This is a genomic window from Microbacterium terrisoli (assembly GCF_030866805.1).
Classification (GTDB): Bacteria; Actinomycetota; Actinomycetes; order Actinomycetales; family Microbacteriaceae; genus Microbacterium; species Microbacterium terrisoli.
Genome location: NZ_CP133019.1, coordinates 3,478,081 through 3,501,994 on the forward strand (window position 1 = coordinate 3,478,081; position 23,914 = coordinate 3,501,994).

At 69.9% G+C, this 23,914-nt stretch carries 23 protein-coding genes; 14 read left to right on the forward strand and 9 right to left on the reverse strand.

Going from position 1 to position 23,914, the window contains the following annotated elements; all coding sequences use genetic code 11:
* Positions 1–23 precede the first annotated feature (23 nt).
* Both msrA and QU603_RS15735 read left to right on the forward strand, forming a co-directional pair.
* Entirely contained in the window at positions 24–551 is a 528-nt protein-coding gene (msrA, locus tag QU603_RS15730) for a peptide-methionine (S)-S-oxide reductase MsrA (RefSeq protein WP_308494047.1), read from the forward strand.
* Between the two features lie 164 nt (positions 552–715).
* Entirely contained in the window at positions 716–1,873 is a 1,158-nt protein-coding gene (locus tag QU603_RS15735; protein WP_308492325.1) for a thermonuclease family protein, read from the forward strand.
* A gap of 232 nt (positions 1,874–2,105) precedes the next feature.
* Here the strand turns inward: QU603_RS15735 and QU603_RS15740 are convergent, their stop codons facing one another.
* Both QU603_RS15740 and QU603_RS15745 read right to left on the reverse strand, forming a co-directional pair.
* Positions 2,106–2,393: a hypothetical protein gene (locus tag QU603_RS15740; protein WP_308492326.1), complete on the reverse strand. Its 288-nt coding sequence runs from the start codon at positions 2,391–2,393 to the stop codon at positions 2,106–2,108.
* Between the two features lie 19 nt (positions 2,394–2,412).
* Positions 2,413–2,844 carry an Hsp20/alpha crystallin family protein gene (locus tag QU603_RS15745; RefSeq protein ID WP_308492327.1) on the reverse strand — a complete coding sequence of 144 codons (432 nt, stop codon included), beginning with the start codon at positions 2,842–2,844 and terminating at the stop codon, positions 2,413–2,415.
* Positions 2,845–2,970: 126 nt separating this feature from the next.
* Here QU603_RS15745 and QU603_RS15750 point away from each other — a divergent pair, with 126 nt between their 5' ends.
* A complete protein-coding gene (locus QU603_RS15750; protein WP_308492328.1) occupies positions 2,971–3,330 on the forward strand; it encodes a MerR family transcriptional regulator in 360 nt (119 codons plus the stop codon).
* Here the strand turns inward: QU603_RS15750 and QU603_RS15755 are convergent.
* The 4 genes from QU603_RS15755 to QU603_RS15770 form a co-directional block, all read right to left on the reverse strand.
* A complete protein-coding gene (locus QU603_RS15755) occupies positions 3,252–4,496 on the reverse strand; it encodes a four-carbon acid sugar kinase family protein (protein WP_308492329.1) in 1,245 nt (414 codons plus the stop codon). The genes QU603_RS15750 and QU603_RS15755 overlap by 79 nt on opposite strands.
* Entirely contained in the window at positions 4,493–4,696 is a 204-nt protein-coding gene (locus QU603_RS15760) for a hypothetical protein (protein WP_308492330.1), read from the reverse strand. The genes QU603_RS15755 and QU603_RS15760 overlap by 4 nt, the downstream gene beginning before the upstream one ends.
* A 58-nt stretch (positions 4,697–4,754) precedes the next feature.
* Positions 4,755–5,498, reverse strand: a complete 744-nt coding sequence (locus QU603_RS15765) for a sulfite exporter TauE/SafE family protein (RefSeq protein WP_308492331.1) — start codon at positions 5,496–5,498, stop codon at positions 4,755–4,757.
* A gap of 218 nt (positions 5,499–5,716) precedes the next feature.
* Positions 5,717–9,004 (reverse strand): ExeM/NucH family extracellular endonuclease, encoded by a 3,288-nt coding sequence (locus QU603_RS15770; RefSeq protein ID WP_308492332.1) that lies wholly within the window; start codon positions 9,002–9,004, stop codon positions 5,717–5,719.
* Positions 9,005–9,226: 222 nt separating this feature from the next.
* Between QU603_RS15770 and QU603_RS15775 the strand changes: the two genes are divergently transcribed.
* The 3 genes from QU603_RS15775 to QU603_RS15785 all read left to right on the forward strand — a co-directional run bounded on the left by QU603_RS15775 (position 9,227) and on the right by QU603_RS15785 (position 12,106).
* On the forward strand, positions 9,227–10,753 hold the full coding sequence (locus QU603_RS15775; RefSeq protein ID WP_308492333.1) for a S53 family peptidase: 1,527 nt from the start codon (positions 9,227–9,229) through the stop codon (positions 10,751–10,753).
* A gap of 107 nt (positions 10,754–10,860) precedes the next feature.
* Positions 10,861–11,211 (forward strand): DUF2695 domain-containing protein, encoded by a 351-nt coding sequence (locus tag QU603_RS15780; RefSeq protein WP_308492334.1) that lies wholly within the window; start codon positions 10,861–10,863, stop codon positions 11,209–11,211.
* A gap of 190 nt (positions 11,212–11,401) precedes the next feature.
* The gene (locus QU603_RS15785) at positions 11,402–12,106 is read left to right on the forward strand and encodes a dihydrofolate reductase family protein (RefSeq protein WP_308492335.1); all 705 of its coding nucleotides are present in this window, start codon (positions 11,402–11,404) and stop codon (positions 12,104–12,106) included.
* A gap of 19 nt (positions 12,107–12,125) precedes the next feature.
* On the opposite strand, the gene QU603_RS15790 is transcribed toward QU603_RS15785, so the two are convergent.
* A complete protein-coding gene (locus tag QU603_RS15790; protein WP_308492336.1) occupies positions 12,126–12,800 on the reverse strand; it encodes an SDR family NAD(P)-dependent oxidoreductase in 675 nt (224 codons plus the stop codon).
* A gap of 259 nt (positions 12,801–13,059) precedes the next feature.
* Here QU603_RS15790 and QU603_RS15795 point away from each other — a divergent pair, with 259 nt between their 5' ends.
* From QU603_RS15795 to QU603_RS15825, 7 genes are all read left to right on the forward strand, one after another.
* Entirely contained in the window at positions 13,060–14,340 is a 1,281-nt protein-coding gene (locus tag QU603_RS15795; RefSeq protein WP_308492337.1) for a M18 family aminopeptidase, read from the forward strand.
* A gap of 57 nt (positions 14,341–14,397) precedes the next feature.
* Entirely contained in the window at positions 14,398–14,928 is a 531-nt protein-coding gene (locus QU603_RS15800; protein WP_308492338.1) for a bifunctional nuclease family protein, read from the forward strand.
* 120 nt (positions 14,929–15,048) lie between these two features.
* Positions 15,049–16,413 (forward strand): FAD-binding oxidoreductase, encoded by a 1,365-nt coding sequence (locus QU603_RS15805; RefSeq protein WP_308492339.1) that lies wholly within the window; start codon positions 15,049–15,051, stop codon positions 16,411–16,413.
* A 273-nt stretch (positions 16,414–16,686) separates the two neighbouring features.
* Positions 16,687–17,862, forward strand: a complete 1,176-nt coding sequence (locus QU603_RS15810; RefSeq protein WP_308492340.1) for an ROK family transcriptional regulator — start codon at positions 16,687–16,689, stop codon at positions 17,860–17,862.
* A gap of 116 nt (positions 17,863–17,978) precedes the next feature.
* On the forward strand, positions 17,979–19,094 hold the full coding sequence (locus tag QU603_RS15815; protein WP_308492341.1) for a sugar ABC transporter substrate-binding protein: 1,116 nt from the start codon (positions 17,979–17,981) through the stop codon (positions 19,092–19,094).
* 69 nt (positions 19,095–19,163) lie between these two features.
* The gene (locus tag QU603_RS15820; RefSeq protein ID WP_308492342.1) at positions 19,164–20,057 is read left to right on the forward strand and encodes an ATP-binding cassette domain-containing protein; all 894 of its coding nucleotides are present in this window, start codon (positions 19,164–19,166) and stop codon (positions 20,055–20,057) included.
* Positions 20,054–21,325, forward strand: a complete 1,272-nt coding sequence (locus tag QU603_RS15825; protein ID WP_308492343.1) for a sugar ABC transporter permease — start codon at positions 20,054–20,056, stop codon at positions 21,323–21,325. Before QU603_RS15820 ends, QU603_RS15825 begins: the two co-directional genes overlap by 4 nt.
* Positions 21,326–21,437: 112 nt before the next feature.
* On the opposite strand, the gene QU603_RS15830 is transcribed toward QU603_RS15825, so the two are convergent.
* Both QU603_RS15830 and QU603_RS15835 read right to left on the reverse strand, forming a co-directional pair.
* Positions 21,438–22,892, reverse strand: coding sequence for a hypothetical protein (locus QU603_RS15830; RefSeq protein WP_308492344.1), 1,455 nt, complete (start codon positions 22,890–22,892; stop codon positions 21,438–21,440).
* Between the two features lie 28 nt (positions 22,893–22,920).
* Positions 22,921–23,259 (reverse strand): hypothetical protein, encoded by a 339-nt coding sequence (locus tag QU603_RS15835; protein ID WP_308492345.1) that lies wholly within the window; start codon positions 23,257–23,259, stop codon positions 22,921–22,923.
* A gap of 114 nt (positions 23,260–23,373) precedes the next feature.
* Between QU603_RS15835 and QU603_RS15840 the strand changes: the two genes are divergently transcribed.
* The gene (locus tag QU603_RS15840; protein ID WP_308492346.1) at positions 23,374–23,880 is read left to right on the forward strand and encodes a low molecular weight protein-tyrosine-phosphatase; all 507 of its coding nucleotides are present in this window, start codon (positions 23,374–23,376) and stop codon (positions 23,878–23,880) included.
* Positions 23,881–23,914: the final 34 nt, after the last annotated feature.

Consider the following 23,914-nt stretch of genomic DNA (forward strand, 5'->3'; position numbering starts at 1 on the left):
CAGACACAGGCGCAGTGACCCGCATGCCCGGTACGGAGACGGCGGTTCTGGCCGGGGGGTGTTTCTGGGGGATGGAGGATCTGGTGCGCCGTCAGCCCGGGGTGCTGCACACGCGGGTCGGGTACACGGGTGGGGTGAATGACCATGCGACGTACCGCAATCATCCCGGTCATGCCGAGTCGTTGGAGATCGTGTTCGACCCGGCGAAGACCACCTATCGGGATCTGCTGGCGTTCTTCTTCCAGATCCATGACCCGTCGACTCTGAACCGGCAGGGCAACGACATCGGCTCCAGCTACCGGTCGGCGATCTTCCCGCTGAGCCCACAGCAGGAGCAGATCGCCCGGGACACGATCGCTGATGTGGACGCGTCGGGTCTGTGGCCGGGCAAGGCGGTCACCACGATCGAGCCGGCCGGTCCGTTCTGGGAGGCCGAGCCCGAGCACCAGGACTACCTGGAGCGCTACCCGAACGGGTACACCTGCCACTTCCCCCGCGCAGGATGGGTCCTGCCCCGCCGCGAGAGCGCATCCGCGTCAACCACGGCATGAGCGCCGCGCCGGGCGCGCGGGTCCTCGACTCACGCGCCCGGCTGCGGGCGGCGCAATGATCGCCGCAACGATATTCCAGCCGCCGGCGCGTGAGGTCCGATATCCTCAGTATGAGAGTCCTCTCACAACAGGGGTAACCCGTCCTCTTACCGTACAGAGCGCCCATGCCTGCAACCGCCGAGTATCGTCGCCCGGTCGTCATCGCGATCTTCGCTGCGATGTGCGTACCGTTGCTGATCGTCATCGGCATCATCGTCTTGGCGCCGCAGCCCCGCGCCGCCGAAGGCACGATCGTGCGGGTCATCGACGGTGACACCGTTGAGATCTCGATCGCCAACGCGGTCCAGCCCGTGCGACTGCTGGGCATCAGCGCGCCCGAAGACAACCGTGCGCACGGCCAGGTGCAGTGCCTCGGCCCCGAAGCCACGGCGGCACTGACCGGGCTGCTGCCCACGGGGGCCCGCGTCTCGCTCACCTACGGCCCCCAGCGCCACGACTCGGACGGCCACCTGCTGGCCGGTGTGACCACCACCGCCGGGGTATCGGCATCCGACTCGATGGCCGCCCGCGGACTGGCCCTGGACGCGACCGCCGGCGACGACGCGACGGCCCTGCGCCGGGTGAAGGATGCCGTTGCCCAGGCGCGCCGAGACAAGGTGGGCTTCTTCGACTCCGCCATCCCGTGCACGCCCGAAGCGGCGATCGCCCGGCTCGACCAGCAGCTCGACAGGCTTGCCGTTCCCACCCGGGGTGAGGCATCCCAGACTCTCGCCGCGACCGCGGCTGCCGCGGCGGACGCGACCTCGGCGGCCGCCACCGCACAGCAGCAGCTGGCCGATCTTTCGTGGCTGCCCCACGACGTCGCGGCCGAGTGGCAGGCGCGCCTGCAGGCGGCGGCGAACCGCGCAACGAGCATCGCGAAGCAAGCCGCCAGCCTCGAGGGTGACACGAAGGGCGCCGCGGCCACAGATCCGTCAGCAGACCCGACGGCGACGGCCCCCACGGTGCCGAGTCCCGCCGCCACAGATCGTGCTGTGACAGGCCCGCCCGCGGCAGATCCGTCTGGGACGAACCCGGCCGTGCCGAACCCTGCCGCCAGGGACCCCGCCGTCAGGGACCCCGCCGTCAGGGACCCCGCCGTGAGGCACCCTGCCGTGACGCACCCGCAGGCGACGAACCCGGCCGCGAAACGTGCCAAAGACGCGCAGAAGCAGGCCGCTGAGCAGAAAAACGCCGAGCAGAAAATCGCCGAGCAGAGGGCCGCCGCTGCGAAGAGGGCCGCCGTCGCGGGCCAGCGCGGCAGATCGCACACCCAGCGCTGAAGGTCTCGACCGACGTGTTCGGGCGTGACGACATCCCAGACACAGGCCACGGGCACGACCTGGTCGCGCACGTGGCCCCGGCCGGCTGGCCGGGGCCACGTGCGATGAGGAGGGCGTCACTCGGCCCGCCAGATGATGTGCGCCATCCGGGCGCGGACGCCACGCGTCTGGGTCGTGCGGCGTCGGCGGTCGTACAGTGCGGGCGGAGACGAACGTCACCTCGTCCGATCCTTCATTCCCCCGAGAGCGGGGGCGACCGATTCCGTGGCGGCGCGTCGTCCTCAACGCCTCGGTCTCCGACGGGCGCCTCGCTCCGACTCGATCGTGGGCCGGTCGCGCGACCCGTGGGCGACTCGTTCGCAGCGGCTGACCGCCGATCGGCCGGCGGTGCAAGCCAGGAACCCGCGACGATCGCGTCGAACTCGGCGGCGAGCAGTTCCTCGTCACTGAGCACCAGATCGAGGAACCGCTCGTCCGTGTCGGCCGCCACCGCCTCGTCGAATGCCGGTGCGTTCGACATGATCACTCCCGAGGAGCGGTCAGGCGCCGATGGCCTGGCGACCCTCGTTCGTGCTCGCGATGGAGATCTTGCGGGGCTTCGCCTCTTCGGCGACCGGAATCTGCAGGGCGAGCACGCCTGCGTCGTAGCTGGCGCTGATCTGGTTGGTGTCCAGATTGTCGCCGAGGACCAGCTGCCGGCTGAAGACGCCCCGCGGCCGCTCGGCTGCGATGAGCTCGGCGTCGCTCGCGCGAATCGGCCGCTCCGCTTTGACGGTGACCACATTGCGCTCGACATCGAGGTCGATCGACTTCGGATCGACACCCGGCAGGTCGAACTCGACGTGGAAGGTGTCCCCGTCTCGCCACGCATCCATCGGCATCACCGAAGGACGCGCAGGGGTGCCATCGGCACCGAAGATCTGTTGCGTCAATCGGTCCAGCTCTCGGAATGGGTCAGTGCGCATCAGCATCGTCATCACCTCCATGATCTCGTTCTCTGATGCTCTCGACACGGATCCCGACAGGATCTATGTCATGCGCTACAGATTTGTTATAGCATCAGGAACAGAATGGTGCAAGAGCGGAAGATTCGAAAGATGACTGGCGCCCGGGGCGTCTACGGAATCTCAGTCGCTGCCGAACTGGCCGGCATGGGCGTGCAGAACCTGCGCGCCTACGAGGCGCGCGGGTTGCTCGCGCCCGAACGAACGGATGGCGGCACGCGTCGTTACAGCGCCGACGATGTGGACCGCCTGCGCCGGATCGGCGACTTGCTGGACGCGGGCCTCAACCTCGCAGGAATCGCAATGGTTCTGCCGCTGCAAGACGAGAACGACCGGCTGCGCGCCGAGGCGAGCGACCACACGGTCGCGGCGCGTCACTCCCCGGCCCGCACGGCCTCCAGCAACTCGACGAGCGTGCCGGGGTCGCCGACGTTGCCGGGCACGACCACATAGAGCACCGGCTGCCCCTCGGGAGTGACGACGTCCCACACGGAGACCCCCGGGAGGACCTGGCCGCGCACGAGCGCGCGCTCGGCACCGAGGCCCACGCGGGCGACATCAGCCGACGTGATACCGCCCTTCGACACGACCACACCGACCTGGTCGCGCAGCGCGGCAACCGCGTCGGTGAGCACCGCCATGACTCGCTCGCCGTGCGCGAGCGTGTTGTGCTCGGGGCGGCGTACGCGCTCCGATGCGAACGCGGCGAAGCCGTGCTCGAGCCGAGCCTGCACGGCGGCCACGATGCGGGCGGCCTCGGCGTCCGGATCAGCGAACGCCGCGTCGGTGCCGATCGTCTCGATCGCGCCCCACCGCTGTGTGACGGGCGCGAGCTGGCGGGTCGCCCCGTCGGTGTGCGATCCGCAGACCAGCAGCGTGGGTATCGGGGCGTCGAGCAACGGCACCGGCAGCAGTCCTGCACTCTCAACCTTTGCGATGGCCGCCGCCAGCGGGGACGCCGATCGCACGACGAGCCGACGGCCTCGGGCCCAGGCATCCTGCACCGCGTGCGCGATGCGCCGGATGTCGTCATCGGTGACGGCGTCGGGCAGAACGACCGTTCCGGGCTGCGCCGCAGCGAGGGCTTCGGGCAGTGCGCCCGCTCGCACCACATCGAGTGGCACTGCTGCCGGCGGGCGCCGGGAGCGCTGCCGCACATAGTCGGGCAGGTATCCCGTGTCGAATGCAAACACCGGGTCCGCGGCGTATTCGCTCTCGTGCGCGGGGATGTCGGCGCCATCCAGGCGCACGTAGTGCATGCCGTCGCGGGTGGTGCGCCCACCCTGCGGGAACGCCGGCACGAACAGCACGATGTCGTCGGCGCCGGCGAACACCTCGGTCTCGGCGAACACGTGGCCACGCAGCGTGGAGTCTCCACGCAGCACGACGTGCACCGGCTCGCCGAGGGCGATGGATGCCGCATCCCGGTCGCGCTTGATGCTCTCGAGCAGTGCGACAGCGGCGGGCTCGTCGACGGCGCGCGTGTTCGTCAGCAGGTAGACCGCGTCGCGCGCGCGCAGCGCGTCGGTCAGCGTCGCGGCATCCCACCGCAGCAGCACCAGCGCGTCCGACGCCGACTGCGTGCCGGTCGGGTCGTCGTCGAGGATCAGGCACTTCATTCCGACTCACTCTCGATTGGTAGCTGCTCGCGCAGCGCTCCGCGGCTCATGCCGAGCTTCTCGTCGAGTTCGCGCTCGGGCGGCAGCCTGCGGATTGGCTGGGCCGTTTCAGGGTAGTCGGCCTCGGCGTGCGCATCATGCCTCGCCTCAGCGGGCGTCAGCGTGCTGGCCCAGTGATCGCGCAGCAGCGCAGCACACATATATGGTCGAGATCTGTATTGAACCTGCCGTTCACACAGCCCGGATCGCACGGCTCGGTCACACGATCTGGATGATCGCCTGCGCAACGGCGAGGATGCCGCTGAGCAACAGCATCCCGAGCACGACCCAGCGGAACGCGCTCTGGTGCAGCCGGCGGAACGTGCGGTCACCCACCCACCAGCCCGCCCAGAGGGCCGGGATCGCCGAGACCGCGAGTGCCGCGGTGGTCACGTCGAGCCGTGCGACGATGACGAATCCGGCGATGGCCAAGAGGTCCTGGATCGCGAACGCGGCCTGCAAAGACGCGCGGAACTGTCTCGGCGGGATCCCTCGCGACTGGAAGATCGCGACCACCGGCGGGCCGTTCATGCCGGTCGAGCTCAGCAGCGTTCCGCTGATCAATCCCGCCCCGACGATCGAGCCGGTGCTGGTCAGGTGCCATGCCGTGCGGCGCGCCAGCAGCATGGTCGCGCCGATCACGACGACGCCGATGAACAGAGTCAGCCAGCGAGGGTCGAGCAGCACGAGCACGGCAAGTCCGATCGGGATGCCGAGCACGGCCGCCGCCGACAGCGTCAGCACCGGTCGCCACTGCACGTACCTGCGCTCGGCGACCGTGCTGCCGATCGTGAGCAGGAATCCGAGGACGGTTGCCACGACGACCGAGGATGGGGCACCGAGCACCGGGATCATCAGCGGGATGCCGAGCATCGCGAATCCGAACCCCGAGACGGACTGTGCGTACGCCGAGGCGGCGGCGATGATCCAGACGGCGGCGCCCGCCCACAGCACGTCGGTCACAGCAGGTGACCTGCACGGAGTTTGTGCACGCGGGTCCTCTCGCGATCATCGCCTCGACACCGGTGCGCCCGGGCGATGTCGAGGTGGTGCCGCGCCGCGGGCTCGACCCATTCTCTCCGGTTCGCCGCCTCGCCGACGCTGTCCTGCCCGCGACGCGGCACACCGACGCAGCAGGCCGACGCGGCACACCGCGCACTGAGCTCACTGCGACGCGGGACTCAGCCGATCTTCTCCCACGGGCCGCTCTTCTGGCCGGGGACCTGGTTGCGGTTGTACCACTGCGCTTCGTATGTCACGCCCTCGTAGAGCACGATGTCACCGGCGTGGAACACGCGCGACGCCGTCCAGATCGCCGTGCCGTCGGGCGCCGTCGCCATCTCCTGCCACGGGCCGTTCACCGACCCGGGCTCCTGGTTGCGCGTGTAAGAGAGAGCCTGGTAGATCTTGCCCTCGAACGCGACGCTGTCTCCGGCGTCGAACACCCGCGACGGGGTCCACACGGCGGTGCCGTCGGGCGTCTCGAGGATCTGCTGCCACGGCCCGGTGACCGCGCCCGGCCGGTCTCCGGTCGTGCGCCACAGCGAACGCCACGTCGAGCCGTCGTAATAGACCTCGACGCCGGCGTTGTAGGTCGCGGTCGCGCTCCAGGCTGCCGGCGACGGCAGCGTGAGCCCGACGACTTCGGGGTTGTGGTCGGAAGCCGCGAACGGATCGGTGCCGGTGAACAGCTGACGCACGTTGTAGTTGTAGCGGCTGTAGTTGTAGGCGACCGACTCCTGAGCGTTGATCTGCCAGACGTCGGCGCCGGTGACCATCGCCAGGGCGGCGGGGCTGGCCAGCACGTGGTCGAGCGACCCCGACAGCCCGTTGTACGAGTACGACGCCTGACCCGCGGCGAACCGACCGGCCAGATCGGTGTAGCCCTCGGCGTACATCGCCAGCATCGGGTCCTCGTGGGTGTACGCGTTGAAGTCGCCGAGCAGGAAGATCTTGTCCGTGCCGACGGCCTGCGCGATCTGAGCGGCGAACGCCATCATGTCCTTCGCCTCGTGCACGCGCGTGCAGTTGAACGCGCCCTGGTCTTCGGCGGGATCGGTGCTCTCGCTGTCGCCGCCGTTCACACAGTCGCTGAACAGCGCGTCGCCCGATCCCTTCGACTTGAAGTGGTTCGCCACGACCAGGAAGGCGTACTTCGCGCTGGTGCCCACCTTCGTGAACGCCTGCGCGAGGGGTTCGCGCCCGATCGAGAACGACTGGCCCGGGCCCGACTTGTCGGTGAGCACATGGCTGGCGCCCACCGGCGAGACCAGGGCCGGCTTGTAGATGAAGGCCGTGCGGATCACGTCCTGCTGCGCGAGCGTCGGCAGGGCCGCGGCATCCGGAGACGGCACGTAGGCCCACTCATCGGAGCCCGCAGCGGCATTCAGCGCCTTCACGAGCCCGGCCAGTGCCGCGTCACGGTCCTGACCGAACTTCACCGAGTTGCCGATCTCTTCGAGCGAGACGATGCCGGAATCCAGCCGGTTGATGCCCGTGACGATCTTGGACTGCTGGCGCGCGAAGCTCTCGGCGGTCGCCGCCCCGCGCGGTCCGTCGCCGTCCGCACCCGAGCAGCGGTCGTCGGTGATGTGGGCACCGGCGCGGTCGTCGTACCAGGTGCACGTGCCCAGGCCCTCGTTGACGTACTGCTCACCGGTCATCGCGAAGTAGTTCTCCACGTTGAAGGTCGCCAGGCGCACATCGCCACCGACCGCGGCAGGATGCTGTTCGCCGGCGCGTGTGTCTGCGAACGTGGCCACATCCGCGCCCGCGTCGGTCACCTGGTGCGTGGGCTGGAAGTTCCATCCGCTATAGCGGTACTCGAAGATCACCGGCGCCATGAACGTCACGGCAGCACCGATGCGCGGGTGGTTCTCTGTCGTGAGCCACGGCAACGGGTCGTCGGTGTGCGAGCTGAAGACCGCATAGTTCCAGCTCGAGCCGTCGTCGAGGGTGACCATGCGCCGGTCATTGTCGGCGACCGCGGCTTCGGCCGCATCGCTGCCGGCGGCCCCGACATCGGTCGGCTGCACGAGCGGGGTGGTGCCGGCGGCCAGCAGGAACGAACCGTAGTAGTTGGTGTCGTAGTTGTCGCTCACGGTGAAGTCGCCCTGCGGCGCGAGCAGTTCGCCCTCATGGGCCTCTTTCGCAGCCTCGTCGGCCAGCTGATCCCACGAGATCGCGGTGGGGATGACCGCGGGCAGGGCGGTGGCGAGCTTTGTCACGGTCGGCGCCGTGATCTCGGTCGTGCCCTCGTATTCCTGCACCTCGCCGGTCACGCTGACACTCTCGCCGACCTGCACCTGGCCCGCAGAACGTGAGCCGTACACGAAGACCGCGTCCGAGGCATCCGGCGTCTTGTCGGCTGCGGGGTCACCACCCGAGCCGCCGGTTTGGATGTAGAAGCCGTTGAACCCGCCCGTGGGGTAAGCGGCGGTGACCACACCTGTCGTCGTCACCGTCTGGCCGACCTGCGGAGAGGTGCCGGTGCTCGTGCCCTGGATCTCGGCGATCGTCAGCGTGCGCGCGGGTCCCGCGATCTCGAGCGTGAACGACGCGGATCCCTTCGCTCCCGCCTCGTCGGTGGCGGTGACCGTCGTCTGGAAGGTGCCGGACTCCGTCGGGGTTCCGCTGATCACGTCGCTGTGGAGCGAAACGCCGCCGGGCAGGCCTGTCGCCGTCCACGTGTACGGGCCGTCGCCGCCGGAAGCGGCGAGCGTGATCGAGTCGATCGCCGTGCCGACAGTGCCGCTGTGCGCGCCCGGATTCGTGACCGTGACCGTGGCGGGCGCACTGCCGCCCGAGTTCTGCGGTGTGGGCGCGTCGGCGGTGAAGTCAGTGGCGTTCTGGTCGGTGTCGACGCCGTTCGTGCGGGAGTCGGAGGTCGCGTTCGTCAACGTCGGGGCCGGCCCCGTGCCCTCGTGGTCGTTGGCCGTCGAGCCGAAACCGACGAAGTCGACGACGCCCGCGGCGGTCGCGCACACGGCACCGCAGGTCAGGGCGGTGTCGGTGGAGACCAGTGCGACCTTGCCGGCGGAGCCCGACATGCTGATCGTCCCGGTGGCGTCGGGGGTCGGCAGCGACGTCGTTCCGCCCGCGCCCGCACTCTCTTGGACGAGGTAGTGGCCGCCTGCGGCGATGCTGCCGGCCAGGCTCGTCTTGTTCGTCCACGACGTGCCGCCCGATGACGCATACTGCACGCTCCAGCCGTCGAGGCTGACGGCCGACGCCGTGGGGTTGTACAGCTCGATGAAGTCGTTCTTGTACGTGGAGCCCGAGTTGCCGCCGCCGCCGTAGACCTCGTTGATGACCACGTGCGTGCCGCCTGCCGGGTCCGACGCCGGCACGGTGCCCGATGCGGACGCGGCGCCTGACGCGATCGGCACGGCAGCGGCCGGGGCAGCCAGCGCCAGGGCGGTCACTGCGGCTGTGGCAAGAGAGACGGCGACGGTGGCGAATCTGTTCATTGCAGGGCTTCCTCGTGGGAGTCGGAATGATGCGCGATGCCCACGACATGGGGTGGCCGAGACATCTGGTTCCCCACCCTGGCACGACCCTCCGACGCGCGCCACCCTCTTCTCACGCTCGTTCGAGGGTGGTCATCGTCTGTTCACCATCGCGGAGTCCACCGTGGCGCGGGGCCGGCGAAGATCGGCGCCAGAGGCCCGGAACGGGGTGACCATGAAGGTATGGCAGGCGAAGAAGCAGGCATACGACTGGCGGGCAGTGCACGCCCTGCCCCGTCCGGGGCACGTCTTCTCGGGCCGGTCCCGAACGACGAGCACGTCACCGCGACGCTCGTCCTGCGCAGACGCGCCGAGCCGGACGTCGCAAACGGTGGGCCCCCGCTGAGCGCCGAGCAGCTCGCACAGCGGTTCGGCGCCGACCCCGACGACGTGCAGGCAGTGCTCGCGGTGCTGGCTGCGGCATCCATCGACGTCGTCGACGTGGATGCTGCGACCCGCCGCATCCGGATCGCGGGGCCCACCACGGCGATGAATTCCGTTTTCGGCATACGTCTGCAGCGCTGCGATGACGGCGGCGTGTCGTACCGGCATTTCGACGAAGATCTCACCGTTCCGCCGGAGCTCGCCGGCATCGTCATCGCCGTGCTCGGACTCGACGACCGGCCGCAGGCCCGCGCCCACAGCCGCCGCGTCGAGGCGGCGCCAGTCAGCTACACGCCTCCGCAGGTGGGCGACGCCTACAGCTTTCCGCCGGGGACCGACGGGGCGGGACAACGGCTGGCGATCATCGAACTCGGCGGGGGATATGCGACCGCCGACCTGACCGCGTATTTCTCGGGTCTGGGCGTGGCGCTTCCGTCTGTGTCGGCCGTCGGCGTCGATGGCGCCGCAAATGCACCCGGGCAGGATCCCGACAGCGACGGCGAGGTCATGCTCGATATCGAGGTGGCCGGCTCGCTGGCCCCGCGCGCCGAGATCGTCGTGTACTTCGCGCCGAACACCGACGCGGGGTTTCTCGATGCGATCGCCGAGGCGTCGAAGGCGGCCGTGGCTCCGACCGCGATGAGCATCAGCTGGGGGCAGAGCGAGGACCAGTGGACGCCGCAGGCGCGCACTGCGATGGACCAGGCAATCGCCGACGCCGTGCTGCGCGGGGCGACGGTGACCGCCTCGGCCGGCGACAACGGCAGCGGCGACCGCGGTTCGGACGGCGCGCCGCACGTCGACTTTCCAGCATCCAGCCCGCACGCCCTCGGATGCGGCGGCACCAGCCTGCCGACGACGGGCAGCGAGACGGTGTGGAACGACGGGGACAACGGCGGAGCCACGGGCGGCGGCGTGAGCGACGCGTTCGCGGTGCCGTCGTGGCAGGCGTCGGTCGGCGTGCCTGCGCGTGCGGGTGCCGGCGGACGACCCGGGCGCGGCGTGCCGGACGTTTCCGGCGATGCCGACCCGCAGACCGGGTATCAGGTGCGTGTCGACGGGCAGAACACCGTGTACGGCGGTACGAGTGCCGTTGCGCCACTGTGGGCGGCGCTGATCTGCCGCCTCGCGCAGAGCACCGGCCGGCCCTTCGGCCTGTTGCAGCCCGCGCTCTATGCCGGGCTGGGATCAGGGGCCGTGCCCGCCGGGTTTCGCGACATCACCGCAGGGTCGAACGGCGCCTACTCCGCCGCCGTGGGGTGGGATGCCTGCACCGGCCTGGGCGTGCCCGTGGGCACCGACCTGCTCGCGGTGCTGAGTCGCTGAGGAGCGCGGCTGTGGGCGGTCTGGTCGGCGCGCTACCGCCGCGCTCTCGCCGAATTCGCCGGCGCCTGACACGCACCAATGTCGGAACTATCTTCGATAGTAGAGGCATGGAAAATTCACTCACTCTCGAAGCAGAGAAGATCGTCCGCAACCTCGCCACGACCCTTACCGCGCCGCTCGACGCCGAGTGCCTGCCGTGCTACCTCGACCGCGTGCTGCGCGACGTGCCGTGCGACAACACTCTGCGCCTCACGCAGCGGTATCGGGATGCTGTTGCCCCGCGTGCGACCGGATTGGAGCGCCGCATGCGCGAAGGCGGTGGATATTGCGATTGCGAAGTGCTCTGGAACGTCTACTGGGCGTTCTCCGACACCGTCGAGCCGTGTCAGGGCGTACGACACGGGTCGACGAAACCCTGCGGGCTATGGCACCGACACCACCGTGGCGAGCTGTGGTGAGACGGCGAGCTGTGGTGAGACGGCGAACCGGAGTGTCATCGCGACCCAGAACGACGTGGCGAGCCGAATTGCGTGCCGGGTCGTGGCGGCGGCCGCACCCCGGACCGAGCGAGCCCTCGACGCCGACCGCCGCGCGCGTTAGTGTCGCAATTCACCGGCACGCGGTGTCGTGCCACGAAAGGCGGTGCGCATGGATGCGACCGAATCGCTCGACAGTGAGTCGCGGCCGGCGCGCGGCATCGTGCGCGTCGACCTCAACATCTCGCTCGACGGGTTCGCCACCACGACCGATCAGACACCCGAGAACCCGTTCGGCGAGGACTGGGGCCGGCTGGTCGACGCGTACACGGCGACACGCACGTTCCGCGCCCGCGTGCTCGGCGACACCACCGGCGGCGGCACCACCGGCGTCGACGAGAAGTACGCCCAGGAGTACTTCGTCGACGTGGGCGCCGAGATCATGGGTGCGGGGATGTTCGGGCTGCACGACCATGCGAACGACCCCGACTGGCGCGGGTGGTGGGGCGACGAGCCGCCGTTCCGGGTGCCGGTGTTCGTGCTCACCCACACGCCGCGCCCCTCGATCGAGATGGCCGGCGGCACCGTCTTCCATTTCATCGACGCTGCTCCGTCCGACGCCCTCGCGCGGGCGCAGGATGTCGCGGCCGGCCGCGACGTCCGCATCGGCGGAGGCGCGAGCACCGCGCGCGCGTTCCTGGCCGCGGGCTTGGTCGACCGGCTGCATGTCGCGATCGCGCCGATCCTGCTGGGCCGCGGCATCCGCCTCTGGGACGACCTGCGCGGCCTCGAAGCGAACAGCACCGTCACCACCGAGACGGCCGAGAGCGGCACCGTGCACGTCACGTTCGACCGCGCAGCCGCTGCCTCGCGCTGACGGCCCGCCTGGCCTCTCCTCAGAGGCCGGTCGCGCCGCGTACCCGGTGGCCGACCGCGATGCTCTCGCCCGAGATCGTGCCGGTGCGGGGTGAGAGCAGCAGGGCGATCAGGTCGGCGATCTGCGCGGGGCTGCACTGTCCCGACCGGCCGAGCGCGATCTCGGTCGAGGGCTCGTCGACGACGATGCCGGGGCTGACGGCGTTGACCGTCACGCCGCTGCCGGCGACAGAGTCCGCGAGGTTCTTCGCCACGATCACCAGCGCCGCGTTGCGCACCGAACCGGTGATGTTGCCGGTCTGGAAGGCGTTCTGGCCGCTGACGCCGACGATGCGACCGAATCCTGCGCCGGTCATCGCCGGCAGCACGGAGTTCGCGACCCGCAGGAACGACATCGCCTTCGCGTCGAACGCGGCCAGCGCCTGCGCGGGCTCGGAGTTGCGGCTCGGGTCCAGGGTGCGCGCGCTGGGCGCGGCCGCAACCACCAGGCCGTCGATGCGGCCGTGCTCGGCGAGCAGCCGCTCGATGGCGGCCTGCACGGATGCGTCATCCGTGGCATCCATCACCAGGCCGTCGTGTCGGGATGCCGCCACCACCGTCGCGCCTTCGGCGCGCATCCGCTCGACGACGGCGGAGCCGATCAGCCCGGTGCCGCCCACGACGAGGATGACGCGATCTTGCAGTTCGAGGTCCATGCGCCCGACGATAGCGGCCTTCGTGCTCCAGTGCCCGAGTGCCCGAGTGCTCGCACGCTCGCGCCCTCACCCTGGGTGCACAACCGCGGGGCTTTTCGGTGACGCGCCGGGGCGGAATACCGCAGCGCGGCATGTCACGGACGATCCCCGCAGCTGTGCACGGCGGCGTGGGCCGGACGCCGGACAGGCGGCGGGCGGCGGGGCTCGGACCGTCGCGCGTACGATCGAAACACCGCATCCCCACCCGGAAGGCCGCCTCGTGCCCGCAACCTCCGCCGCCCTCGCCCACGCCGAAGACCTGGCCGATTTCGTCGCCGCGTCCCCGTCGAGCTTCCATGCCGCCGCCGAGGTCGCACGCCGGCTCGAGGCATCCGGATTCACCCGCCTCGACGAATCCGACGCGTGGCCCGCCCAGCCCGGCGGCCGCTTCTTCGTCGTGCGCGACGGAGCCGCGATCGGGTGGGTCGTGCCTGCGGGGGCCACCGCCGCGACCGGCGTGCACATCTTCGGGGCGCACACCGACTCCCCGGCGTTCAAGCTCAAGCCGCAGCCGACGACCGGACGCCACGGGTGGCTGCAGGCGGGCGTGGAGATCTACGGCGGACCGCTGCTGAACTCGTGGCTCGACCGCGAACTGACCCTGGCGGGGCGGCTCGTGCTCGCCGACGGCGGTCAGGTGCTGGCATCCACCGGCCCCCTGCTGCGGCTGCCGCAGCTGGCGATCCATCTCGACCGTGCCGTCAACGATGGCCTGGCCCTCGACAAGCAGTCGCAGACCCAGCCGGTGTGGGGGCTCGGCGAGGCGGAGTCGGCCGACATCCTCGGAGAGCTCGCGGCGAGCGCCGGGGTGGATGCCGCCCGCATCCGCGGCTACGACGTCGTGACCGCCGACACCGCCCGCGGGCAGGTGTTCGGCAAGGATGCCGCGTTCTTCGCGGCCGGACGGCTCGACGACCTCGCGTCGGTGCACGCCGGTGTCACCGCCCTGGCCGGGCTCGACGAGCCGGGAACGCGCGTTGCGATGCTCGCCGCGTTCGACCATGAAGAGGTGGGGTCGGCGACCCGGTCGGGGGCGGCGGGACCGTTCCTGTCGGAAGTGATCGAGCGCGTGCAGCTCGCCCTGGGCGCCGATCGCGAGCAGCAGCTGCGTGCGCTGGCGTCGTCGTGGTGCGTCTCCAGCGACGTCGGCCACTCGGTGCACCCGAACTACGCCGAGCGGCACGACCCGGTGGTCAAGCCGCTGCTGGGGTCCGGGCCCATCCTGAAGATCAACGCGAACCAGCGCTATGCGACCGATGCCACGGGAGCTGCCGCGTGGCATTCCTGGTGCGACGCGGCCGGCGTGACCGGCCAGGAGTTCGTGTCGAACAACTCCGTGCCGTGCGGCTCGACGATCGGGCCGATCACGGCGACGCGGCTGGGCATCCGGACCGTGGATGTCGGCATCCCGATCCTCTCGATGCACTCCGCCCGCGAGCTCGCCGGCGTCTCGGACCTGCACGCTCTGACCCGCGTGGCCGCCTCCTTCTTCCGCGCCTGACATCCAGAGGAGCAACCCGCCGTTCGTCCCGGCCCCGGGCAGGCAGGGGTGCGTACCATGGCGGGACAGACCTCGGGAGGAATGATGGTCGAAGTACGGGTCGCGGGCGTCGCCCTCGATTCCGGCGGGCAGCACGTGATCCTGCTGCAGCCGGTCGACACGCCGCCGGGCAAGAGCAAACTTCTGCCGATCTGGATCGGCCCGCTGGAGGCGACCTCGATCATGGTCGCGATCGAGGGCGGCAACACCCCGAGGCCCCTCACGCACGATCTCATCCGCACCCTGCTCGAAGCCCTCGACGTTCAGGTCGAGCAGGTCGAGGTCACCCGCATCGAAGACAGCACGTTCTACGCCGAGATCACCGTGCGCAGCGGCGCGGACTCAGGCGCCGGCATCCACCGCATCGACGCCCGGCCCTCTGACGCGATAGCGATCGCCTCGCGCACCGGGGCGCCCATGTTCGTCGCCGACGAGGTGCTCGCCGAGGCCGGAGTCGAAGACGTGATCAGTGATGCCGAGGCCGAAGCCGACGTGCAGGAATTCTCGAAATTCCTCGATGAGGTCGACCCCGACGACTTCCGCGAGTAGCGTCGGCATCGCAACGCACAGTCACGGGATGTATCAGTCTGGGATCCCGCTGCTCTGTGCGAGTGTGCGGCACCGCTGGGGAGTGGATGCCGCAGCCTGAAACAATTGGGGATAGATCATATGGCTGTCATCATCGACGATGCTCGTTCGCGCCTGCGGGACGTACTCGGAGACCGTCTTTTCACACCGACCGACCCGGGATACGACACCGCGCGGCTCCCGTGGAACAGGGCCGTCGACCAACGGCCGTTCGCCGTCGCCCTGCCGCGCAGCGACGACGAGGTCGCCGCGATCGTGCGGGTGGCCGCGGCATCCGGTCTGCGGATCGCGCCGCAGTCGACCGGCCACGGGGCCGGAGCCCGCGTGGACCGGGACCTGTCGAGCACGATCCTGGTATCGCTTGAGAACCTGCGTGGGGCCACGGTCGACCCCGAGGCGCGCACCGCGACCGTGCGCGGCGGCAGCATCTGGAACGATGTCGTCGAAGCCGCAGCGCCGCACGGGCTCGCGACGCTGCACGGCAGCTCGGGCGACGTGTCGGTGGCCGGGTACACGCTGGGCGGAGGCATCTCGTTCTACGGGCGCCGCCACGGGCTCGCGGTCAATGCGGTGCGGTCGGTGCGCGTCGTGACCGCGCAGGGCACGATCGTCACAGCCAGCGCCGACGAGAACTCCGACCTGTTCTGGGCGGTGCGCGGTGCCTCGGGCGGTGTCGGCGTGGTCGTCTCGCTCGAGATCGACCTGCTGCCCTACCCCGACGTGTTCGCGGGCATGATGCTGTGGGATGCCGCGCGGGCAGCCGAAGTCGCGCACGCCTGGCGCGAATGGACCGTGAACGCGCCAGAGTCGGCGACCACATCGATGCGGATCATGCACTTTCCGCCGATCCCCGAGCTGCCGCCGTTCCTCTCGGGACGCTCGGTGATCGTGATCGACGGGGCCGTGCTCGAGACGGATGCCGATGCCGCTGACCTGCTGGCACCGCTGCGTGCGCTGCAGCCCGAGATCGATACGTTCGCGCGCATCCCGGCAGCGCGTCTGGTCGAGATGCACATGGATCCTCCCGAGCCCTCGCCCGCGGTCACTGATCACGCCATGCTCGACACGCTGGATGCCGCAGCCGTCGACGCGTTCATCGCCGCGGCGAACGAGCACCGCCCCATGATGAGCGAGATCCGTCACGTCGGCGGTTCGTTCAGCCGCCCGGCCGTCGACGGCGGGGCGCTGACCGCGCTCGAGGGCGGGTATGTGCTCACAGCGATCGCGATGGTGCCGGCGCCCGCGATGATGGATGCCGCAGCCCACGCGGTCAGCGCTGTGGTGGCCGCTCTGTCTGCATGGCACGGCACCGGGATCGCCCTGACGTTCATCGAGGACGACCGCGACCTGGCCCCCGCGTTCGGCGCGGGAGCTGCCCGCCTGTCGGCGCTGCGGCACGAACTCGACCCCGACCGGGTGTTCGCCCCCGCCCACGGCATCGCCTGACCGCCCGGCCGCGCGTTGCCGACGCTCGCGCCGAGCCGACCCGCCCGCCCGACCTTGCGCGCCGTGCCCGGCGCGCGCGCCGTTCGCGCCGGCCGGCGCCGGTGAGTTGACACAAGTGGCCGCTATCCGCCCAAGGATTCCGGCCGTTTGTGTCAACTCACGGAGCGAGGACGGGGAAGACGGGCGAGGGGGAGGACACGGGGAGGACAGAGAGGGAGGAGGCTGTGACGGACGGATGATCGACGATTCGAGGTGTCCGGGTATTGTGTGCTCGTGGCATCGCAGCGGCGCACCCCCGGGTCCCAGGCTTCATTGCGTGAAGCCAACCGGACCCGAATCGTCGGCGCCATCAAGAAGCACGGCAGCCTCACGCAGGTCGAGCTGGCCGGAGTCACCGGGCTGTCACCGGCATCCGTGTCCAACATCGTGCGCGAACTCGTCGGCGCCGACGTGCTGCGCACCGCACCCAGCACGCGCAGCGGCCGGCGCGCCACGCTCGTCTCGTTCGCGCGCACCGCGGGGCTGGTCGCCGGCATCCATGTGAACACCCGGCACCTGCGGGTGATCGTCGCCGATGCGAACCTCACCGTCCTGGGCGAGAAGCACATGCCCCTGGCCCGCGACCACCGCGCCGACAACGAACTGGACCGCGCCACTCTTCTGCTGGCCGACATGCTCGGCGACCTCGAGACCGGCTTCGACGATCTGCGCGGCGTGGGTGTGGCGATCTCCGCCCCGCTGGAGACCATGCAGGGGAGGGTGGCGGGCCGCGGCATCCTGCGCGGGTGGACCGGGGTGAACATCGCCGAGGTCATGCAGCGGCGCCTGCGCCGACCGGTGTATCTCGACAACGCGTCGAACCTCGCCGCCCTCGCCGAGGCGCGCCTGGGCGCGGCCCGCGGACGCCAGAACGTCATCTTCATCGATGTCGACGACGGCATCGGGTCGGGGCTGATCCTCGGCGGAGCGGTGCTGCGCGGCCACCACGGCACCGCCGGCGAGCTGGGACACACGGTGATCCTCGAAGACGGACCGCTGTGCCGCTGCGGCAACCGAGGATGCCTCGAGGCCATCGCCGGCGGACCTGCCATTCTGGAGCGGCTCGAGCCGCTGGGCGGACCGATGAAGCTCGGCGACATCGTGGTGCGCGCGATGGCCAACGACCCGCAGTGCATCAGGGCGCTCTCTGACGCCGGCAAGCACATCGGTCTGGCCGTCGGCAATCTGTGCAACCTGCTCGACCCCGAGCGGATCGTCGTCGGCGGCGCCCTGGCTCGTGCCGGCGAGCTGCTGCTGGGACCGATCCGCATAGCGATGGAGAACGCCGTGATCGTCGGCAGCGCACAGGCGCCCGACGTCGTGCAGGGGCAACTCGGTCCCAGCGCCGCCGGCATCGGTGCAGCGGCGTACGCTCTGGACGAGACCAACCTGCGCACGGGTGAGATCTGACCCATCCCGCAACACTGTGTCCAAACCGTTGCGTTCAAGTCTTGACGCCAAGGGGCACAACCTGGGATGCTCAAAACGTCGCCACAGTGGCCGGCACAGCAACGGAGGTTCATTCGATGAAGATCACCACCATGAGGACGGTCGCCGTCTCGGCAGCCCTCCTCCTGTCTCTGGGGATGCTCTCGGCGTGTTCGAACGCCGCGCAGAACCCAGGCAGCAACAGCACTGACAACAGCGCCAACGCCCAGAACGCCAAGATCGGGCTTCTGCTGCCCGACAACGTGACCGAGCGGTACGCGAGCGCTGACAAGCCGTACTTCGAGGAGAAGGTCAAGGACCTCTGCGGCGGCTGCGAGGTGCTCTACGCGAACGCCGACGGCGACGCCGCAAAGCAGCAGCAGCAGGCGGAGTCGATGATGACGCAGGGCGTGAACGTCCTCGTGCTCGACCCCTTCGACGGCAAGGCCGCGGCCGCGATCGTGAACCAGGCCAAATCCAAGAACATCCCGGTGCTCTCGTACGACCGCCTGATCGACAGCGCCGACGTGTCCTACTACGTCTCCTTCGACAACCAGAAGGTCGGTGAGCTGCAGGCCACCGCCCTGGTCGACCGCATGAAGGAGCTCGGCCTGCCCGGCGACGCCGGCATCATCATGGTCAACGGCTCGCCGACCGACCCGAACGCCGCGCAGTTCAAGAAGGGCGCGCACAGCGTCATCGACAAGTCCGGCCTGAAGATCCTCGCCGAGTACGACACACCCGGATGGGAGCCGCCGAAGGCTCAGGACTGGGTCTCCGGCCAGGTGACCAAGTTCGGCAACCAGATCAAGGGCGTGTACGACGCGAACGACGACACCGCCGGTGGCGCGATCGCAGCGCTCAAGGCCGGCGGCATCAAGCCGCTTCCCCCGGTCACGGGTCAGGATGCCGCACTCTCGGGCATCCAGCGCATCATCTCCGGTGACCAGTACATGACGGTCTACAAGGCCTTCAAGCCCGAGGCCTACCAGGCCGCCGAGCTGGCCGTCGCGCTGGCCAAGGGTGAGAGCCCGAAGGCACCCCAGACCGCCGACACCGCCAGCGGCGTCGCGATCCCGTCGTTCCTGCTGACCCCGGTCGCTGTGACCGTCGCCAACATCAAGGACACTGTCATCAAGGACGGCCTGTACACGGTCGACCAGATCTGCACCACCGCGTACGCCGCGGCGTGCAAGACGGCAGGGCTCGAGTAATACGCCCGGTGCGGGCCGGCCGGACGCATGTCCAGCCGGCCCGCATCCACGAATTCACAAGGAGGCGCCGTGGCGTCAGCAATCACCACCGACGAGCAGCGCGCACCCGAGCGCGAACCGATCCTGTCGATCAGCGGCATCTCGAAGGGGTTCGGCGCCGTGCGCGCGCTGACCGACATCGAGATGGACGTCTACGCGGGTGAGGTCGTCGCCCTGGTCGGCGACAACGGCGCCGGAAAGTCCACACTCGTCAAGATCCTCGCCGGCGTGCACCCGCCGGACTCCGGAACGATCATGTTCAACGGCTCCGACGTGTCGATCGCCTCGCCCACCGCCTCGCGCGAGCTGGGCATCGCGACCGTGTTCCAGGACCTCGCTCTGTGCGACAACCTGGACGTCGTGGCCAATCTGTTCCTCGGCCATGAGCTGGGCTCGGGCACTCTGGACGAAGAGCTGATGGAACAGCAGGCGTGGTCGCTGCTGCGCCAGCTGTCGGCCAAGATCCCGTCGGTGCGCATCGCCGTCGCCTCCCTGTCGGGTGGCCAGCGCCAGACCGTCGCGATCGCCCGGTCGCTGATCGGCGAACCGCAGATCGTGATCCTCGACGAGCCGACCGCGGCGCTGGGCGTCGCCCAGACCGCCGAAGTGCTCAACCTCATCGAGCGACTGCGCGAGCAGGGCTTGGGCGTCATCCTCATCAGCCACAACATGGCCGACGTGCAGGCTGTCGCCGATCGCATCGTCGTGCTGCGGCTGGGTCGCAACAACGGCGTTTTCCGCACCTCGGCCGTCAGCTACGAAGAGATCGTGGCGGCGATCACCGGGGCGACCGACAACCCGGTCAGTCTGCGCGAGAGCACGCACGAGCGGGATGCCGCAGCCGCGGCCGCGACCTCGGACCCCGATTCCCCGCCTGCCGCCGACGATGTCGTCGGCCCGAACGAGAAAGAGCCGAGCGCATGACGAACCAGGCATCGCGGACGAGAGACAACTCGTCGCCCACGACCGTCGCGGCCGATCTGCAGGACGAGCGACTGCTGCGCCGCGAAGGACTGCGCGGTACCCTTGCCGCCTTCGGCACACGGGTGCGCACCGGAGACGTCGGCTCGCTGCCGGTCTTCCTCGGGCTGATCGTCATCTGGATCGTCTTCCAGATCTTGAACCCCCGGTTCCTCTCGGCGACCAACCTGGTGGACCTCACCCTGCAGTGCGCGGCGTTGGGCACCATCGCCCTGGGCGTCGTGGTCGTGCTGCTGGTTGCCCAGATCGACCTCTCGATCGGTTCACTGGCCGGATTGGCCTCTGCCTTGCTGGGCGTCACGTTCGTCAGCTGGGGCTGGCCGATCTGGGCGTCGATCCTGCTGGCGCTGGTCATCGGTGCTGTGATCGGGTACGTCTACGGCTTCCTGTTCACGAGGTTCGGCGTGCCGACCTTCGTGGTCACCCTGGCCGGCCTCATGGGATTCCTCGGCCTGCAGCTGTGGGTGCTCGGACCCACCGGAACGATCAACCTGCCCTACACCTCCTGGATCGTGCAGTTCGCGACCACGTGGTTCCTGCCGCCGTGGCTGGCCTATGCGCTGGCCGGGCTGGTCGTGATCGGCATCGTCGTCAACGACGTCTCGAAGGCACGCCGTCGCGCCAAGGCGGGCCTGTCGACGGGACCCGCATCGCTCATCGTGATCAAGGCCGTCGTCATCGCGATCGTCGCGGCCGGCGCCATCGCGTGGCTGGCCACGAACCGCGGTGTCGCGGTGTCGTTCCTGCTGTTCATCGTGCTGGTCGCGGTGATGGCGTCGCTGCTGACCCGCACCCGATGGGGACGCTGGATCTACGCGGTCGGCGGCAACGAAGAGGCCGCGCGCCGCGCGGGCATCAACGTGAAGGTGATCTACATCTCGGCGCTCATGGTCGGCACCGTGCTGGCGAGCCTCGGCGGACTCATGCTCGCCGCGCGCCTGACGGCGGCCAGCATCTCGACCGGTGGCGGCACGGTCAACCTCGTCGCGATCGCTGCGGCGGTCATCGGCGGCACCAGCCTGTTCGGTGGTCGCGGATCGGCGTGGTCGGCGCTGCTGGGCATCTTCGTGATCCAGTCGATCTTCAACGGTCTGACGCTGCTGAGCCTCGACTCGGACGTGCAGTTCATGGTCACCGGTGCGGTGCTGCTGTTGGCCGTGATCATCGACTCGCTGTCGCGGCGCTCTCGCGCCAGTCACGGGCAGGCATAGCCGGCCCGGCGCAAGCCGTACGGATCGAGCCCGGCCGGTTCACTCCGGTCGGGCTCGATCTCTGTCTGCGACGCTCGGCCGATCGGCGCTCGGCCCGTCGACGCCCGGCTGCTCAGCGATCGGCCGCGCGGGGGGACGGCGCGGGATTCGGACGCGGCGACGGCGACGGCTTCGCCGGCTCGCACACCAGAGGCGCGGGCCGGCGCGCGTCATACTCGCGCGCACGCACCGAAGTCGCACCCTGTAATTCGCCCAGGCGCTCACGCAGAGCCCCCGTCCGGGGGTCGGATGAGGCATCCAGCGCCCGCGCCAAGCCGACATAGGTCGGCAGATGGTGCGCGGCGAACGTGAGGTCGCCGAGCGTCGGCTTCGGGTCGCCGACGGCTCCGACCACGAGACTGCCCGGAGCCCCGACGCGGGACGGTGAACCCCCGGCTGCCAGGGACTGGACAAGATCGTCGGTGTTGCGCAGCTGCACGCTGAGGGTGTCCGGTCCCACCGCCGCCTCGGTCGGTGACCCCGCGGTCACCAGCAGCCGGGCATCGTATCCGCCCTGCATGGCCAGCAGGTCGGCCATCATCCCGCCCTGCGAGTGGCCGAACAGGTAGACCTGGTCCCCGGGGGCGGCGCCGGCGTCGGCCAGCGCGGCCTGCACCGCCTCGTAGGCTGCGGCATCCTGCCCGAAGTACAACTGCAGATCGGAGGCCAGATCCCACGGATCGTCACCGTCACCACCCGGCCAGAAGTCGCGGGTCCCCGCGAGATACACCGCATAGCGGGTCGTGCCGTCGGGCATCGTGTACGTCTCGATGCGGATGCGCGCATCGCCACCGCCATCGCCATCGTCGTCGGGGATGCGTCCGATCGCGGCGGCCAGATCGGTGGGTGCTGCCACATCGACGGCGTCGACCGTGCGGATCAGGTCGACCGGCGGCGGCGCACCCCGCAGCCGGTCACCGGGCTCGATCGTGCCCCCGCCGATCGTCCGCAGAAGCTGCTGCAGCAGCTGCCCCGCGCCCACGAGCCCCGCCGTCGCGACCAGCAGATCCGGAACCGCCAGCGGAGCCAGCAGCCGTGCGACACCCACCGGCAGCAATGCGCCCGCGTTCGAGAAGGACGTGACTCCCATCCCGACCTGCCGATGCCACCCGGCCATCGCCGTATCGGCGGCATGCGCCGCATCGGGATGCCGCGCCTCGAGCTGCGTGAGCTGCCGGCTCAGTCGCATTCGCTCGCCGGCGGCGGATGCCACAGCCACACGCACACGCTGGTCGACGATCTCGTACGTGGCGGCCAGCGACCGCAGATCGGCGGCGATCTCGGCGAGGTCGTCGGCCTGGGTCCACGCGCGCCATGACGACTGCCGCACCGAGGAGGCGAGGGAGGGAGCGTTCATGTCTGCCACCGCCAGTGCGCCCAGCCTGCGCGACTGCTCGGCCAGGTCGTCTGCCGCACGCCGCACCCTGTCTTCGAGGTCGGCATATCGGGCGGCGGCGGCGTCCAGGGCATCGGTGTCGACGGCGACCAGTCCCCCGCTGCGGATGTCGATGTCATCCGGCCTGCTCACCCGTTCACCCGCCGACCCGTTCACCCGTTCACCCGCCCGCCGCCTGCATCCAGGCGGTGTCGCGCAGGCGGCGCACCTCGTACTCCTCGTCGGCCAGGCGGGTGATGATCGCGGCGGTCGCGGCATCCCACGTCTGCGTCTTCTGCCGATACGCGCGCACCGCGTCCGCCTGCCAGGCGGTGTCATCGCGCACTGCCTGCACCTGAAGCCGGGTCTGCTCGAGCGCCTGGCGCACCTCGAACAGCGCGCGGGCAGCGGCGTCCAGCACCTGCACGACGTTCTGTGCGGCCATGCCTCCGAAAGCCGTGTCCCCGAAAGCACTGCCCCCGAAAGCACTGACGTCGGCGGCGCCTGGAACCGTGGTCATCCCTCCACGATGTCCGAGCCGCACCGCCCGGCGAGTGCTGCCGGGCACATCCGTGGACAGATCGGGTAGCGCGATGGACTGTGCAGGAACCGTCGGCACCGCCAGAATGGACGCATGACCGACATACCACCGCCGTTCCGGGTGGTGTTCGTGTGCACGGGGAACATCTGCCGTTCCCCGATGGCCGAAGTCCTGTTCCGTTCGCTCGCCGATTCGGTGGGGCTGGCAGACCGGGTGGTCTCCACGAGCGCCGGCACCGGCGACTGGCACGTCGGCGAGCGCGCCGACCGGCGCACGATCGCCTCGCTGGCCCACCACGGGTTCGACGGGCGCGCACACCGGGCCCGCCAGTTCGGCTATCACGACTTCGACCAGAACGACCTGGTGGTTGCCCTGGACACCGGCCACGAACGCGTGCTGCACGAGTGGGCGCGCAGCGACGAGGACGAGGCGAAGATCGCGCTGCTGCTCTCGTTCGATCCCCAGTCAGGCGGCGCACGCGATGTGCCCGACCCGTACTACGCCGACGCTCAGATGTTCGATGAGGTGCTCGGTATGATCGAGAGCGCATGCCGGGCGCTCTTCCGGCAGCTCGAACCCGCGATCCGCGCCACCGGCTGAGCCTGTGCGAGCCGGGTCGGCGACGAAACGGAAG

What these genes read in the sequence shown, in the direction of transcription:
- QU603_RS15805 (WP_308492339.1), top strand. Translation starts at nt 15,049, where the DNA reads ATGGCTGTCATCATCGACGATGCTCGTTCGCGCCTGCGGGACGTACTC.
- QU603_RS15825 (WP_308492343.1), top strand. Translation starts at nt 20,054, where the DNA reads ATGACGAACCAGGCATCGCGGACGAGAGACAACTCGTCGCCCACGACC.
- QU603_RS15740 (WP_308492326.1), bottom strand. Translation starts at nt 2,393, where the DNA reads ATGTCGAACGCACCGGCATTCGACGAGGCGGTGGCGGCCGACACGGAC.
- QU603_RS15835 (WP_308492345.1), bottom strand. Translation starts at nt 23,259, where the DNA reads ATGACCACGGTTCCAGGCGCCGCCGACGTCAGTGCTTTCGGGGGCAGT.
- QU603_RS15735 (WP_308492325.1), top strand. Translation starts at nt 716, where the DNA reads ATGCCTGCAACCGCCGAGTATCGTCGCCCGGTCGTCATCGCGATCTTC.
- QU603_RS15780 (WP_308492334.1), top strand. Translation starts at nt 10,861, where the DNA reads ATGGAAAATTCACTCACTCTCGAAGCAGAGAAGATCGTCCGCAACCTC.
- QU603_RS15840 (WP_308492346.1), top strand. Translation starts at nt 23,374, where the DNA reads ATGACCGACATACCACCGCCGTTCCGGGTGGTGTTCGTGTGCACGGGG.
- QU603_RS15760 (WP_308492330.1), bottom strand. Translation starts at nt 4,696, where the DNA reads ATGTGTGCTGCGCTGCTGCGCGATCACTGGGCCAGCACGCTGACGCCC.
- QU603_RS15770 (WP_308492332.1), bottom strand. Translation starts at nt 9,004, where the DNA reads ATGAACAGATTCGCCACCGTCGCCGTCTCTCTTGCCACAGCCGCAGTG.
- msrA (WP_308494047.1), top strand. Translation starts at nt 24, where the DNA reads ATGCCCGGTACGGAGACGGCGGTTCTGGCCGGGGGGTGTTTCTGGGGG.
- QU603_RS15790 (WP_308492336.1), bottom strand. Translation starts at nt 12,800, where the DNA reads ATGGACCTCGAACTGCAAGATCGCGTCATCCTCGTCGTGGGCGGCACC.
- QU603_RS15775 (WP_308492333.1), top strand. Translation starts at nt 9,227, where the DNA reads ATGGCAGGCGAAGAAGCAGGCATACGACTGGCGGGCAGTGCACGCCCT.
- QU603_RS15755 (WP_308492329.1), bottom strand. Translation starts at nt 4,496, where the DNA reads ATGAAGTGCCTGATCCTCGACGACGACCCGACCGGCACGCAGTCGGCG.
- QU603_RS15800 (WP_308492338.1), top strand. Translation starts at nt 14,398, where the DNA reads ATGGCGGGACAGACCTCGGGAGGAATGATGGTCGAAGTACGGGTCGCG.
- QU603_RS15815 (WP_308492341.1), top strand. Translation starts at nt 17,979, where the DNA reads ATGAAGATCACCACCATGAGGACGGTCGCCGTCTCGGCAGCCCTCCTC.
- QU603_RS15750 (WP_308492328.1), top strand. Translation starts at nt 2,971, where the DNA reads ATGACTGGCGCCCGGGGCGTCTACGGAATCTCAGTCGCTGCCGAACTG.
- QU603_RS15745 (WP_308492327.1), bottom strand. Translation starts at nt 2,844, where the DNA reads ATGCTGATGCGCACTGACCCATTCCGAGAGCTGGACCGATTGACGCAA.
- QU603_RS15785 (WP_308492335.1), top strand. Translation starts at nt 11,402, where the DNA reads ATGGATGCGACCGAATCGCTCGACAGTGAGTCGCGGCCGGCGCGCGGC.